This is a genomic window from Caulobacter sp. BP25, from assembly GCF_002737755.1.
Lineage (GTDB): Bacteria > Pseudomonadota > Alphaproteobacteria > Caulobacterales > Caulobacteraceae > Caulobacter.
The window spans coordinates 87,645-101,515 of the sequence record NZ_PEGH01000012.1; the positions used below are offsets into that span (position 1 = coordinate 87,645).

General features: G+C 66.7%; 13 protein-coding genes. 1 reads left to right on the forward strand and 12 read right to left on the reverse strand.

Going from position 1 to position 13,871, the window contains the following annotated elements:
• Positions 1-149: 149 nt before the first annotated feature.
• From CSW59_RS09110 to rpsF, 12 genes are all read right to left on the reverse strand, one after another.
• Complete coding sequence (locus tag CSW59_RS09110; protein WP_099443740.1) at positions 150-905, reverse strand: SDR family NAD(P)-dependent oxidoreductase; 756 nt, start codon at positions 903-905, stop codon at positions 150-152.
• 48 nt (positions 906-953) lie between these two features.
• On the reverse strand, positions 954-1,937 hold the full coding sequence (locus CSW59_RS09115; RefSeq protein ID WP_099443741.1) for a bile acid:sodium symporter family protein: 984 nt from the start codon (positions 1,935-1,937) through the stop codon (positions 954-956).
• 13 nt (positions 1,938-1,950) lie between these two features.
• Entirely contained in the window at positions 1,951-3,453 is a 1,503-nt protein-coding gene (gene purF / locus CSW59_RS09120) for an amidophosphoribosyltransferase (protein ID WP_099443742.1), read from the reverse strand.
• Positions 3,450-4,079, reverse strand: a complete 630-nt coding sequence (locus tag CSW59_RS09125; RefSeq protein ID WP_099443743.1) for a CvpA family protein — start codon at positions 4,077-4,079, stop codon at positions 3,450-3,452. The genes purF and CSW59_RS09125 overlap by 4 nt, the downstream gene beginning before the upstream one ends.
• Complete coding sequence (gene radA, locus CSW59_RS09130) at positions 4,076-5,458, reverse strand: DNA repair protein RadA (protein ID WP_099443744.1); 1,383 nt, start codon at positions 5,456-5,458, stop codon at positions 4,076-4,078. Before radA ends, CSW59_RS09125 begins: the two co-directional genes overlap by 4 nt.
• A 71-nt stretch (positions 5,459-5,529) precedes the next feature.
• Positions 5,530-6,612 (reverse strand): alanine racemase, encoded by a 1,083-nt coding sequence (alr, locus tag CSW59_RS09135; protein WP_099443745.1) that lies wholly within the window; start codon positions 6,610-6,612, stop codon positions 5,530-5,532.
• Between the two features lie 39 nt (positions 6,613-6,651).
• Complete coding sequence (locus tag CSW59_RS09140; protein WP_099443746.1) at positions 6,652-7,338, reverse strand: MarC family protein; 687 nt, start codon at positions 7,336-7,338, stop codon at positions 6,652-6,654.
• Between the two features lie 166 nt (positions 7,339-7,504).
• Positions 7,505-9,022 (reverse strand): replicative DNA helicase, encoded by a 1,518-nt coding sequence (locus tag CSW59_RS09145; RefSeq protein WP_099443747.1) that lies wholly within the window; start codon positions 9,020-9,022, stop codon positions 7,505-7,507.
• A 208-nt stretch (positions 9,023-9,230) separates the two neighbouring features.
• On the reverse strand, positions 9,231-11,636 hold the full coding sequence (locus tag CSW59_RS09150) for a TonB-dependent siderophore receptor (protein ID WP_099443748.1): 2,406 nt from the start codon (positions 11,634-11,636) through the stop codon (positions 9,231-9,233).
• Between the two features lie 196 nt (positions 11,637-11,832).
• Entirely contained in the window at positions 11,833-12,417 is a 585-nt protein-coding gene (rplI, locus tag CSW59_RS09155) for a 50S ribosomal protein L9 (protein WP_099443749.1), read from the reverse strand.
• A 13-nt stretch (positions 12,418-12,430) separates the two neighbouring features.
• On the reverse strand, positions 12,431-12,709 hold the full coding sequence (gene rpsR / locus CSW59_RS09160; protein ID WP_004615089.1) for a 30S ribosomal protein S18: 279 nt from the start codon (positions 12,707-12,709) through the stop codon (positions 12,431-12,433).
• 15 nt (positions 12,710-12,724) lie between these two features.
• Entirely contained in the window at positions 12,725-13,105 is a 381-nt protein-coding gene (gene rpsF / locus CSW59_RS09165) for a 30S ribosomal protein S6 (protein WP_099443750.1), read from the reverse strand.
• A 246-nt stretch (positions 13,106-13,351) separates the two neighbouring features.
• On the opposite strand from rpsF, the gene CSW59_RS09170 reads away from it, so the two are divergent.
• Entirely contained in the window at positions 13,352-13,867 is a 516-nt protein-coding gene (locus CSW59_RS09170) for a DUF2059 domain-containing protein (protein ID WP_143754979.1), read from the forward strand.
• Positions 13,868-13,871 lie beyond the last annotated feature (4 nt).

Here is a 13,871-nt window from a genome sequence, read left to right on the forward strand (position 1 = left end):
GTAGCGTTAATGGAGGAATAATTCTCGACCCAGAGGGCGGAATGTCGCGCCGTGTCGGCCACGGCCGATCACGCCAGGCGGTGGGCTGGCTAGGGGGCAACTCTGGCGGGTTGGCGCCGAGGCGATGGCTGGACCGTCCGCGAATCGCCTCAGGCGTCGATGCTGGGAGACTCCTGGCCACGCTCCTTGAAGCGGACCACGCCCTTTGGAGGTTCCCGACCGGGGCGAACCAGATCGACGATGAACGGAACGATCGTCTCCGGCGCGGGCACGGTCTTTGGGTCTTCGCCCGGGAAGGCGCCGGCGCGCATCTTTGTGCGCATGGCGCCCGGATCGACGCAGAAGGCGCGGACGGCGGTGTTCTCGGTCTCGTCGGCATAGACGTCAACCAGGGCCTCAAGCGCCGCCTTGGTGGTCGCGTAGACGCCCCAGAAGGCCGGGCGGGTGCGCGCGACGCTGCTGGAGAAGAACAGGGCCCGGCCAGCGTCCGACGCGCGCAGCAGTGGGTCCATCGATCTGATCAAGCGCCAGTTGGCCGTCAGGTTGGTGCTCAGCACCATGTCCCAGCCCTTGGGCTCCAGGTGACTGATCGGGGTGAGGGGACCCAACAGGGCGGCCGCGCCGACCAGGATGTCGAGCTTGCCCCAGCGTTCGTGGATCGCCGCGCCCAGGTGATCCAGACCATCGGCCTCGCGCAGGTCCAGCGGGACCAGGGTCGCGCGCTCGCCGGTGGCGGCCAGGATGGCGTCGTCCAGGGCCTCTAGCGCGCCTTGGGTGCGGCCCACGGCGATGACGTGAGCGCCGGCCTTGGCCAAACCCAGGGCGACCGCCTCGCCGATGCCGCGCGTGGCGCCGGTGACGAGAGCGATGCGGCCGGCCAGTGGCTTGGAGGAGTCGAAGGTCATGGGCGCGTTCTAGAGCAGGGATGGAGAAACGGAAACCGCGGGAAACCCTTAAGCCTCGGCTTCCTTGGTCTGCTTGGCGTAGTGCTGGGCGATGATCGAACAGGCCATCAGCTGGATCTGGTGAAAGATCATCAGTGGCAGGACGATGATCCCGGCGGTTGGGCCGGGGAACAGGATGCCCGCCATTGGCACGCCGGTCGCCAGGCTCTTCTTGGAGCCGCAGAAGGTGATCGCCTTCTCGTCCTCGGGCGAGAAGCCTAGAGCGCGCGCGCCGAAGGTCGTCGCCGCCAGCACGATCGCCAGCAGAACGCCACAGACCACCAGAAGGATCAGAAGCTGCAGCGGCGAAATCCTGTGCCAGATGCCGCCGACCACGGCCGCGCTGAAGGCCGAGTAGACGACCAGCAGGATCGAACCGCGATCGACATAGCCGATCAGGCCCTTGTGCTTGGTGATCCAAGCGCTGACCAGCGGCCGCGCCAGCTGGCCGGCGATGAACGGCAGCAGCAACTGGACGACGATATCGCGCACCGACTGCCAGCCGCCCGCCGCGCCGCCTTGGGTGTGCATCAGCAGGCCCACGAGCACCGGCGTGATGAAGATGCCGAACAGGTTCGAGGCGCTGGCCGCCACGACGGCGGCGGCGACATTACCTCGCGCGATCGAGGTGAAGGCGATCGACGACTGAACGGTCGAGGGCAGGCAGCACAGGAACAGGATGCCGGCCGCCAGGGTCGGCGGCAGCACGCCGATCTTGCTGATGACCAGGCCCAGCACCGGGAACATCACGAAGGTGAAGCCCAGGATCAGCAGGTGCAGGCGCCAATGGGTGACGCCGGCGACGACGGACTCCCGCGACAGCTTCGCGCCATGCAGGAAGAACAGCAGGGCGATCGCCAGCTTGACGACGATCGACAGGCCATGCGCCGCCTCGCCCCGAACCGGCAGGATCGAGGCCAGCACGACCATGCCGAACAGGGCGATCACATAAGGCTCGAGCTTCAGCTTCTCGAGCAGACCCTTCAGACCCATGCGGGCGGCGACTTTAGGCGCTGACCAGCAGCGACAGCTGCTTGTCGTTGGCTTCGTTGCGGCCTTCGGCGATCTCGCGGTCCGTCAGGCGGGTCGGATAGTCGCCGGTGAAGTAGTGGTCGGTGAACTGCGGCGCGGCCGGGTCGCGGGTGCCAGCCTCCAGGGCGTCGTACAGGCCCTCGACCGACAGGAAGCCCAGGCTGTCGACTTCCAGGAACTTGGCCATCTCTTCCAGCGACTTGTTGGCCGCCAGCAGTTGTTCACGCTCGGGCATGTCGATGCCGTAGAAGTCGGGCCACTTGATCGGCGGGCTGGCCGAGCGGAGGTGGACCTCCGTGGCGCCGGCCTCGCGGACCATACGCACGATCTTCAGCGAGGTGGTGCCGCGCACGATCGAGTCGTCGATCAGCACCACGCGCTTGCCGGCCAGAACGGCGCGGTTGGGGCTGTGCTTCATGCGCACGCCCAGTTCGCGGACGCCTTGCGTCGGCTGGATGAAGGTGCGGCCCACATAGTGGTTGCGGATGATGCCCATCTCGAAGGGCAGACCGCTTTCCTGGGCGTAGCCCAAAGCAGCGGGCACGCCGCTGTCGGGCACCGGCACCACGACGTCGGCCTCGACGCCGGTCTCCTTGGCCAGGTTGTGGCCCATGCGCTTGCGCACGCCATAGACCGAGCGGCCGTTCACGACGCTGTCGGGACGGGCGAAATAGACATACTCGAACACGCAGGGCCGAGCGGCCTTGGCCTGGAACGGCTTGGTCGAGGTGACGCCGGTCTCCTCGATCACCACCATCTCGCCGTGCTCGACGTCGCGCACGAAGCGGGCGCCGATCATGTCGAGCGCGCAGGTCTCGGAAGCCAGGACCGGCTTGCCATCCAGATCGCCCAGCACCAGCGGGCGAATGCCCAGCGGGTCGCGCATGCCGATCATCTTCTTGTTGGTGATGGCCACCAGGGCGTAACCGCCCTCGATCTGGCTGACCGCGTCGACGAAGCGGTCGACGATCTTGGCCTTCCGCGAGCGGGCGATCAGGTGAAGGATCACCTCGCTGTCCGAGGTCGACTGGAAGATCGCGCCTTCCTGCACCAGGCGCTCGCGCAGGGTCAGGAAATTGGTCAGGTTGCCGTTGTGGGCGATCGCGACGCCGCCGGTCTCAAGATCGGCGAACATCGGCTGGACGTTGCGAATGCCCGCGCCGCCGGCCGTCGAATAGCGCGTGTGGCCGATGGCCATGTTGCCGGGCAGGCGCTGGACGAGGTCCGCGCCGGTGAAGGCGTCGCCGACATGGCCCATATGGCGTTCAGTGTGGAAGCGGTTGCCGTCGAAGGCGGCGATGCCGCAGGCTTCCTGGCCGCGATGCTGTAGGGCGTGCAGGCCCAGGGCCGCGATGGCCGCCGCGTCTCGGACGCCGAAGACGCCGAACACGCCGCACTCCAGGCGCAACGTGTCATCCTCGGGATCGCGCCAAGCGGGGGACGAATAGCGGTCGGTCGACTGGCCCAGGAAGCTCATCGCGATTTCTCCACCAGATCGTCGAGGTCCCGACGCTGGTTCTTGTCATAGCCTTTTCCCGACGATTCCTCGCCGGACGTATTGTCGCCGCCGTCCTTAGCCCCGTCGTGGACAGCGTCCTTGATCGCGGGAGCCAGCTTGCCGGCCAGCGCCTTGCCTTTCGGTGCAAAGACCTTGAGGGCTTTGCCGCTGACTTCGGACAGAGGATAGAAAATTGAGTCCTCGACCCAGCGCGGCATTCGATCCGGCGGCGTCGCCAGGTGCAGCAATAGATTGAAAACGCCCAGCACGACGCAGGCGCGGACCAGGCCAAAGCTCGCGCCGATGGCGTTGTCGAGCGTTCCGGCCGAGGTCTGCTGCAGGCTGGCGGTGAGCCGCGCGCCGATCAGGCGGAAGATCAGGAAGAAGACCACGAACACGACTAGCACCGCCGCGCCGGTGGCGGCCCAGTCCGGGTCCATCAACTCGCGGAACAGAGGGCCGCTGAAGCGCAGACCGAAGAGGGCGATGGCGGCGGCGAGGATGAAGGACAGAAACGAGGTCAGCTCGCGTGAAGCGCCGCGAATCCAGCCCGTGACGCCCGAGATGAGCAGCAGTAGGCCGGCGATGATGTCGAAAGGCGTCACGTCAGGCTCGTCCAGATCTCGTCACCGATGCGGCGCACGGCGTCGGCCAGGCGGGCCACGCCTGCGACCGGCAACGATCCGCCGCCTTCAGGCAGGCCGGCGAGCGGTCCAAGCGCCCGGCCAAATCCCAATTTCGCGGCTTCCTTCAAACGAGTCTCCATCCGGCTGACGGGTCTGACTTCGCCCGACAGACTGACCTCGCCGAACACGACGCAGTCCTGGGGCAGGGCGACGTCCAGGGCGGAAGAGGCCAAGGCCGCCGCCGCCGCGAGATCCGCCGCCGGTTCGGTGATGCGAAGGCCGCCGGCGACGTTCAGATAGACGTCCTTGTCGCCAAAACCAAGGCCGCATCGGGCCTCGAGTACGGCGAGCACCATGGCCAGACGTCCGGAATCCCATCCGACAACCGCTCGGCGCGGTGTTCCGTACGCGGAAGGCGCGACCAAGGCCTGGAATTCCACCAGCACGGGCCGGCTGCCCTCGATGCCGGCGAACACCGCCGCGCCGGCCGCGCGCTCGCCGCCTTCGTTCAGGAACAGGGCCGAGGGGTTCTTGACCTCGCGCAGGCCGACGTCGCCCATCTCGAAGACGCCGATCTCGTCGGTGGCGCCGAAGCGGTTCTTGGCCCCGCGCAGGATGCGGAACGGATAGCCGCGCTCGCCCTCGAAGCTGAGGACGGCGTCGACGAGGTGCTCGACGACTCGCGGGCCGGCGATCTGGCCGTCCTTGGTGACGTGGCCCACCAGCAGGATCGCCACGCCCTTCTTCTTGGCCAGGCGCACCAGCTCGGTGGCGCAGGCGCGGACCTGGGTGACGGTGCCGGGACCGGCCTCGTGGGCGTCGCTCCACATCGTTTGGATGGAGTCGATGACCACGAGATCGAAGTTGTCGCGCTTGAGGCCATCCAGGATGTCGCGCAGCGCCGTTTCGGCTGCCAGGCTGACATTGGATTTGGCGAGACCCATCCGGTCGGCGCGGCCGCGGATCTGCTCCACGGCCTCTTCGCCGGAGATGTAGGCGCAGGACACCCCGCGCGCGGCGGCGCTGGCGCAGACCTGCAGCAGCAGGGTGGACTTGCCGACGCCCGGGTCGCCGCCGATCAGGATGGCCGAGCCCGGCACGACGCCGCCGCCGCAGACGCGGTCGAACTCGTCGACGCCGGTCAGGATGCGCGGGGGCGGAGCGGTCTCGCTTTCCAGGCCGGTGAACTGCAGGCCGCGCACGCGCGTGGCCTTGGTCGTCGACAGGGCGCCGGGTGGCTTGGCGCCCACCTCCTCGACCAGGGTGTTCCAGCTTTGGCAGGCGGGGCACTGTCCGGACCACTTGGTCTGGACCGCACCACAGGACTGGCAGGCGTAGACGGCGCCGTCGCGGGCCATGAGGTCTCCTGATTCTCGGATGACGGGAGACTACAGGGTGTGGGCCGGCTGCGCCAAAGCCGGACGCAGGCTCAGCGGTAAATGCGCCGGGCGCGCGGGGCGATGTTGGTCAGCAGTTCATAGGCCGTGGTACCGGCCGCTGTCGCGGCGTCGTCGATCGGCATGTTCGCCCCCAGCAACTCAACCATGGCCCCGGGACGCGCGGCGTCGCAGTCGGTCACGTCGATCGCCATCAGGTCCATCGAGACGCGACCCAGCATTGGCCGGCGGGCGCCGTCGAACCAGACCTGGCCCCTGGGATGGCTCGCGCGTGGGACGCCGTCGGCATAGCCCGCGCCGACGATGGCGATGCGGGTGGTGTCGGGCGCCGTCCAGGCTGCGCCGTAGCCGACGGTCTCGCCGCGCGGCACGACCCGAACCTGCAGGATGGGCGCTTCCACGGTGGCGACGGCGCGGATCTCGGGATGCGGCCGGCCTTCGGGGCCGCCGCCATAGAGGCTGATCCCCGGCCGAGCCTGATCGAAGCGATAGGCCTCGCCCAGGAACAGGCCCGCCGAATTGGCAAAGCTCTTGCGGGCGTTCGGCAGCAGCGCGACGGCTTCGCTGAAGCGCTCCAACTGCCTGGGGTTCATCGGGTGGTCAGGGACGTCGGCGCAGGCTAGGTGGCTAATCACCAGCTCCAGGTCCAAGCGCTTGAGCCGATCCATGGCCCCCAGCAGCACCTTCAGCTCTTCTGGGCGCAGGCCCAGGCGGTTCATGCCGGTGTCGAGGTGTAGGGCGGCCTTCAGGCGTCCTGATCGGGCCTGGACGTTCCAGGCCTCGATCTGCGGCAGGCTGTTGAGCACGGGGATCAGGCGCGCGCCCTCCAAGGCGTCGCCAGAGCCCGGCGTCGCGCCGTCCAGGACGTAGATCGCCGCCTCGCGATCGCCCAGCGCCGCGCGCAGCGCAACGCCCTCGGCCACACGCGCGACATAGAAGCTCCGAACGCCTTCGTCCCAGAGGCGATCGGCGATGCGCGCCGCGCCCAGGCCATAGGCGTTGGCCTTGACCGCTGGCGCCAACTCAGCGTGGCCCGCGCGCGCCTTCAGGGCCGCATGGTTCGCGGCCAAGGCGTCGAGGTCGATCGTCAGGCGGGCGTCGTTGAGGTTGGTCACGGGGTGGGCGTAGCCGACGCGGGCCAGCGGTTCAACGATTTAGCCGTGGTGGGCGGCCAGGAACTTGGCCACCAGGTTCTCCGCGCCGGAGGCGATGATCTGGACGCCGATGCACAGCAGCAGGAAAGCGACCAGTCGTGAGAGCACGCGGGCGCCGGCCGGACCCAGCATCCGCATCACGCGCTCGGAGGCGCTGTAGAGCAGCCAGACCATCAACGCGACCAAACCCGCGGCCAGACCCGCGCCGATGAAGAACGGCGCCACGGCGTCGCCTTCGGTCGGGCGCTGCGAGGAGAGGGCGATCGCGACCGAGATCGAGCCTGGGCCGGTCGTGAACGGCATGGTCAGCGGGAAGAAGGCGACGTCTTCGTGGCTCTGGGCCGTCTCGGTCTGGCTGGTCTTGCGATCCTCGTTCTCCTGCGGGTCCATCAAAAGGCCCCAGGCGCGGATCGCCACGACGAGGCCGCCCGCCACCCGCAGGGCGCCCAGGCTGACGCCGAAGAAGTTCAGGATGTAGCCGCCCAGCAGCAGCGAGCCCAAGAGCACCAGGAAGGCGTAGAAGCCGATCTGCCGCGCCAGCTTTAGCCGCTCTTCGCGCGCACGGCCCGCCATCGCCTGGTGGAAGATCAGCGAGGCGCCGACCGGATTGACGATCGAGAACAGCGCCGGAAACGCGATCAGGAACGCGCCGACCAAGCTGGAGGTGGGCAGGGGGCTGAAATCCATGCGACTCGTCTGGGTTCAAGGGCGAGGCGGGGACGGTGGCTTAAACGCCAGACCTTGTCATCCCGGGCTGCACGCAGCGAAGACCCTGTGCCCCCGCAGGCGCCTGCGTTTCCAGCGGTCCCGGCTCGGCGCGCTACGCGCTTGGCCGGGATGACAGTTCCAGGCGCTATTCGTCCGACGGAATATTCCGCGCCTGGGCGAAGTAGTGGTCCTTGGCCAGGTTGCCGAAGCGGGTGGTGTCGCTGTTGAACGACAGGCGCACGGTGCCGATCGGGCCGTGACGCTGCTTGGCGATGATGACTTCGGCCAGGCCCTGCAGGCGGTCCATCTCTTCCTGCCAGGTCAGGTGCTCGGGCGTGCCTTCGCGCGGCTCGGCGCGGCCCACATAGTAGGCCTCGCGATACACGAACCAGACCATGTCGGCGTCCTGCTCGATCGAGCCCGATTCCCGAAGGTCGGAGAGCTGGGGCCGCTTGTCGTCGCGGGCTTCCACCTGACGCGACAGCTGCGACAGGGCGATGACGGGGCAGGCCAGTTCCTTGGCCAGGGCCTTCAGGCCCATGGTGATCTGGCTGACTTCCTGCACCCGGTTGGCGTTTGCGCCGAGATCCGAGCCGGTGACCAGCTGCAGGTAGTCGACGACGACCAGGTCCAGGCCGACTTGGCGCTTCAAGCGTCGGGCGCGAGCGGTCAGCTTGGCGATCGAGATGCCACCGGTGGCGTCGATATAGAGCGGCGCTTCTTGCAGCTCCATGGCCGCGTCGCGGACCCGACCAAATTCGGAGGCGTCGATCTCACCCTTGCGGAGCCGGTCGCCCGACACGCCCGAGGCGTCAGCCAGCATACGCAGGGCCAGCTGCTCGGCGCTCATTTCCAGCGAGTAGAAGGCCACGACGCCGCCCTGGACGGTCTTCTTGGTTCCGTCCGGCTGGATTTCGTAGGCGTACTTCTTGGCGATGTTGAAGGCGATGTTGGTCGCCAGCGCCGTCTTACCCATCGAGGGACGGCCGGCCAGCACCACAAGGTCGGAGGGATGTAGGCCGCCGATCTTCTGGTCGAGGTCGATCAGGTCGGTGGCGACGCCCGACATGCCGCCGTCGCGGCTATAGGCCTCGGCGGTCATCTCGACCGCGCCGCGCAAGGCGTCGCCGAACGAGACGAAGCCAGAGGAGGCCGTACCACTTTCGGCTAGGGTGTAGAGGCTCTGTTCAGCCGCCTCGATCTGGTCGCGGGCGGCGCGCTTCTCATCATTGCCGCCTTGAGCGGCCGTGGCGATGTCGCCGCCGATGCGGATCAACTCGCGACGCAGGGACAGGTCGAAGATCACCCGTGCGTAGTCGCCGGCATTGGCCGCTGGCGGGGCGCGGTCGACCAGGTCGGCCAGGTAGCGCAGGCCGCCCAGCTCCTGGAACGCCGGGTCGTTCTTGAACTCGTCGGCGAGCAGGATCGGTTCGGCCAGCTGGCCTTTGCGGACGTGGGTCTCGATGGCCTGGAACAGGCGCTGGTGGAAGGGCTCGTAGAAGCAGCGCGCCTGCAGGCTGTCGGTCAGCCGCTCGTAGGCGGCGTTGTCGTAGAGCAGGACGCCGAGCAGAGCCTGCTCGGCTTCCATGTTGTGCGGCGCCACGTTGATCGTGGGCTCTTCGGTCGGCGGGCGCAGGTCGAGCGCGGGTACCAGGGACATCATCGGAAGTTAACGCGATGCGGGTTTCGACGCGCGGGGGGAGTTGGCCCCGCGAGTCAGATGAACGGGGATATTCTGTGTATGTTCTGACCTATGGATCGTGCAAGAGCACGGGCTTGGGCAGGCGTCCGTTCCTGACGTGAGACCAAAGAGAATGGGCGCGAAGATCGCTCTCCGCGCCTATCCGGTTGTGTCCTGGTCTAGCCCTGGATCACCAGTTGTAGGCGAGGCGCGTATAGAGGAACCGTCCGTTGAACCCGAAGGGCGAGAAGCCGGAGAAGGCCGTCACGCCAGTGGTGTTCACCGCCGCGGGCGCCTTGTTTGGATAGGTGTCGAACAGGTTGTTCACGCCCACCGCCCAGGTGATGTTCTGAGCGAAGGCATAGCGGCCTTCCAGATCCCAGACCGACTTGGCGCCAGTGCGGTAGTCCAGCGCCTGGTTTGAGTTCGGGACCAGCACCGAGCCGTAGTAGGCGCCCTTGAGGGTCGCGCTGAACGGGCCTCTGGACCAATCGCTTGACGCCACGAATTTCTTATCGGGCGTGCCTTCCTCGAAGATCGCGACATTGACGCGCGAGAACAGGGCCGGCGGGACGGGCAGGGACGAGAGCGTGCTGGTGGTTGGCACGCGCTTGACCTTGGTGTCGTTGAAGTTCGCCGCCAGGGTGAAATCGAACCGGCCGGCGGCTTCGCTGTCCAGGCGGTAGCGGCCCACGACGTCCACACCCTTGGTGCGGGTGTCGACGCCGTTGATGAAGAACCGCGCCGTAGTCACGCCGAAGGGCTGCAGCAGCGTGTAGATCGCTCTCTGCGTGGCTGTCCCCGTGGCCGAGCCCTGGATGTTCTCCGAGAGCACGATCCGGTTGTCGATGTCGATCTGGTAGGCGTCCACCGTCAGCTCGAACGGGCCTTTGTGGAAAACCGCGCCGAACGAGTAGTTCTTGGACTTCTCTGGCTCCAGCGCCTTGGCCCCAAGGGCGGCGGCCGTGGCGCTGGTGGCGGGGAAGGTGCCGACATCCACCGCCGCGCCGCCGATGATGTTGATCGAGGTGGTGGTGAAGTACTGCTGTTGCAGCGCCGGGGCGCGGAAGCCTGACGAATAGGCCCCACGGATGGCGAAACTGTCTGTCAGGTCATAGCGCGCGGCGATCTTGCCGGTCGTGGTCGAACCGAAGTCCGAGTAGTCCTCGTAACGGACCGCCAGGGCCACATCCAGCTTGTCGGTGATCTGGTTGTCGAGGTCGGCGTACAGGCTGGTGGCGTTGCGGCTGACGTCCACTTCGTTGGACGGTCGGAAGCCAGGGAAGCCTTGCGCGCCAGCGCCCCTGCCGTTGCCGCCGTTGACCCATGAAGCTGTCTCGCCGGCGCGGATCTTGTAGCTCTCGTCACGATACTCGACGCCGAACGCCAGGGTGCTGGGCTCGGCGAAGTTGAACAGCTCAAGCGGTCGGGTGAAGTCGAGGTTCGCCACCCATTGACCGTACCGCATCGACCCGTCCTTGAACGAGGTCGGCGATGTCGGGCCGAGCGACGCGTTCAGCGAGTTGATGGTGCCGTAGGCGACCTTGTTGGCGCCGTAGTTCACCCCGGCGTCGACCGTGAAGCCGGCCACCTCGCCCTTGGCGCCGAAGGCCAGGTTGTAGTCGTCGATGTCGGTGGTGATTTTCGGGACGTAACCGTTCGGATAGACCGAGATATAGTTGTTGGCGTTGTCGGCCAGGCGCGGGAAGGCGGCGCTTTCACCCTTGCGGTTCTGATAGCCGGCCAGGCCATAGAGCTTCCAGGTCTCGTTCAGCGGCACGCCAAAGTTGGCGTAGACCGTCTTGGTCTCGACCTGAGGGTCGCCGAAGATCCCGGTGACCTTGTTGGGTGTGACGCGCGGGTCGAGGTCGGCGCGGTTGGTCGGGTTGCGGTATGAGTACTCGCCGGTCAGCGTCAGGAAGCCGTCGTTGGGCAGGGAAAAGCCCTGCCAGACCGAGGCGCTGTAGACCGGGCCGTCGTTGGCCTTGCGACCGTCGGGATCGCGAGTGGTCTTCACCTTGGTGTTGTAGACGCCATAGCTGGCGCTCGCCCCGCCGCCGCTGCTGGCCTCGCGCAGGCGCAGGTTGATCACGCCGGCGATGGCGTCCGAGCCGTACTGGGCCGCCGCGCCTTCACGCAGAATTTCTACGCTCGACAGCGCCGCCGTGGGGATGGTGTTCAGGTCGAACGGGGCAGAGCCTCGGCCGATCGAGCCGTTGATGTTCACGAGCGCCGAGGTGTGGGCGCGGCGGCCGTTCAGCAGCACCAGGGTCTGGTCGGGCGCAAGGCCGCGCAGCGTGGCCGGGCGCACCGAGTCGGTGCCGTCGGTCACGGCCGGGCGCGGGAAACCGATCGACGGCGCCAAGTTGGCCAGCGCTTGGGCTAGTTCGGGCGTGCCCTGTCGGGTCAGCGCCTTGCTGTCGACGACGTCGACGGGCGAGATGGTGTCGAGGCGTGAGCGCGCGACGCGCGAACCGGTGACGACGATCTGCTCGATCGTCGTGTCATCGGCCGCCGGTGGGGCGGTCTGGGCTTGGGCGGTGGCGGAGAAGGCCGTCAGCGAGGCGGCGGCCAGCAGCAAGGCTCTGTAACGCATGAGAAATCCCCTCTCGTGGCCGGGGCGCGGACATGCGTCCATACGCCCCGAGGCGGGGGTCTTGATCGCCCCCTCATCGAACATGGGATTTCGATCGGTTGCACACAAGCTGAGCATTTCTACGCGATGGCACAGAAAAAAACGGCGCGGATTGCTCCGCGCCGTTCTCTTGAAACGCTCAGAACCCTGACGGGTCTTAGGCTTCGTAGTGGTCGCCTTCGAACGAGCCGGCGCCGCCTTCCGCCATGTCTTGGGCGGCTTCGGCTTCGGCCGCGCGATCTTCCTCGAACTGCGAGTTGATCACGTTTTCGCCGCGCGCTTGGCGCTCGGCTTCGTCGGCGCTGCGCGCGATGTTGAGGGTGACCGTGATGGTCACTTCAGCGTGCAGCTTCACCTTCACTTCGTGGACGCCGAGCGTCTTGATCGGCTTGTCCAGCACGACCATCGAGCGGTCGACCTTGCCGCCTTCGGCGCGGATGGCGTCAGCCACGTCGCGACCGGCGACCGAACCGTACAGCTGGCCGCTTTCGCCAGCCTGACGGATCAGGACGTATTGCGTGCCGTCCAGCGACTCGCCGTTCTTTTCGGCGGATTCGCGGTTCTTGACGTTGCGGGCCTCGATCTCGGCGCGTTGCGCTTCGAAGGTGGCTTCGTTGGCCTTGGTGGCGCGCAGGGCCTTGTGGCGCGGCAGCAGGAAGTTACGGGCGAAGCCGTCCTTCACGGTGACCACGTCGCCGAGGACGCCGGTGCCTTCAACGCGTTCGAGCAGAATGACTTTCATCGTGGCGTCTCCCTTACTTCACGACGTAGGGGAGCAGAGCCAGGAAGCGGGCGCGCTTGATGGCCTTGGCCAGTTCGCGTTGCTTCTTGGCCGACACCGCGGTGATGCGCGACGGCACGATCTTGCCGCGTTCGGAGACGTAGCGCTGCAGCAGCTTCACGTCCTTGTAGTCGATCTTCGGCGCGTTGGCGCCCGAGAACGGGCACACCTTGCGGCGACGGAAGAACGGACGGCGGGCGCCGCCAGCGGCGGCGGCCGGAGCGCCGGCTTCGGGAGCAGTCGTATCGGTCATGATCTTCAGTCTCCCTTACGCTTGCGCCTGAGCGCCGAAGTCGTCGCGGGGACGCTCCGGACGGTCACCACGGTCGCGACGCGCCAGAACCGGCGAAAGCTCCAGGTCCAGCTCTTCCACGCGGATGGTCATGAAGCGCAGCACATCTTCGTTGATGAGCAGCTGGCGCTCCATTTCCTTCACGGCCGGCGCCGGGGCGTCGATCGCGAGCAGGGAGTAGTGACCCTTGCGGTTCTTCTTGATGCGGTAGGTGAGGTTACGCAGGCCCCAGTACTCGATCTTGGCGATGTGACCGCCATTTTCTTCGATGAGGGCTTTGAGTTGCTCGTTCAGAGCTTCGGCCTGTTGCGGCGAGATGTCCTGCCGCGCGATGACCACGTGTTCGTAGAACGCCATGTTTTCCTTCTTCCGTTGTGGAAGGCGGCGCGGACGACGACGGAAGTCCGTCGACCACGATGGATCCGACACGCCGAGCGGGGAGACCCCGGTCCCGGATGGGTGCGTGCAAGACCGCCTTCCGTGAGAACGCGCGCTACTACAGGAGATAGGGCTGAAAGGCAAGGAAGCTTTGGCTCTTGTCCGTCTAGGTCGAGCCGTTCCAGGCTGAGCGCGGACACGGGGAGTCTTTAAGTCGTGCGGATCGTGAGTCTTGTTGTTCTCTGCGTTGGATTGACGGTCGGCGGGCTGGCCGAGGCGAAGGTTCAGGCCAGCGCCGCCGCGCCCTCCGCCGAGGCGATGGCGCTGACGCGTCGTTACATCGCCGCCATGCGCATGGAGCAGAGCATGAAGCCGATGATGCTCTCGATGGTCGACGCCATGATCGAGCAGCAGGCGCAGCGCTATCCCAACTTGAACGACGATCAGCGCAAGCGATTGGCAGGCGCCGTCATGGCTGCGGTCGAGGACGTCTACAACAACGGTCTGATGGCCCGGATCGCCGACAAGATGGCTCCGGGCATGGCCACGGTCTATTCGGTCGACGAGTTGAAGGCGCTGGTGGCTTTCTATGAAAGTCCGATAGGGCAGGGGATTATCGAAAAGATGCCGGCCTTGGGCCAGATTAGCGGTCGGGCCATCATGGAGCTGCTGCCGGAAATGCAGAATGATCTCCAGTCGCGCATCGTGAAGAATGTCGAAGCCCTGAATCTCGGAAAATAGTCGT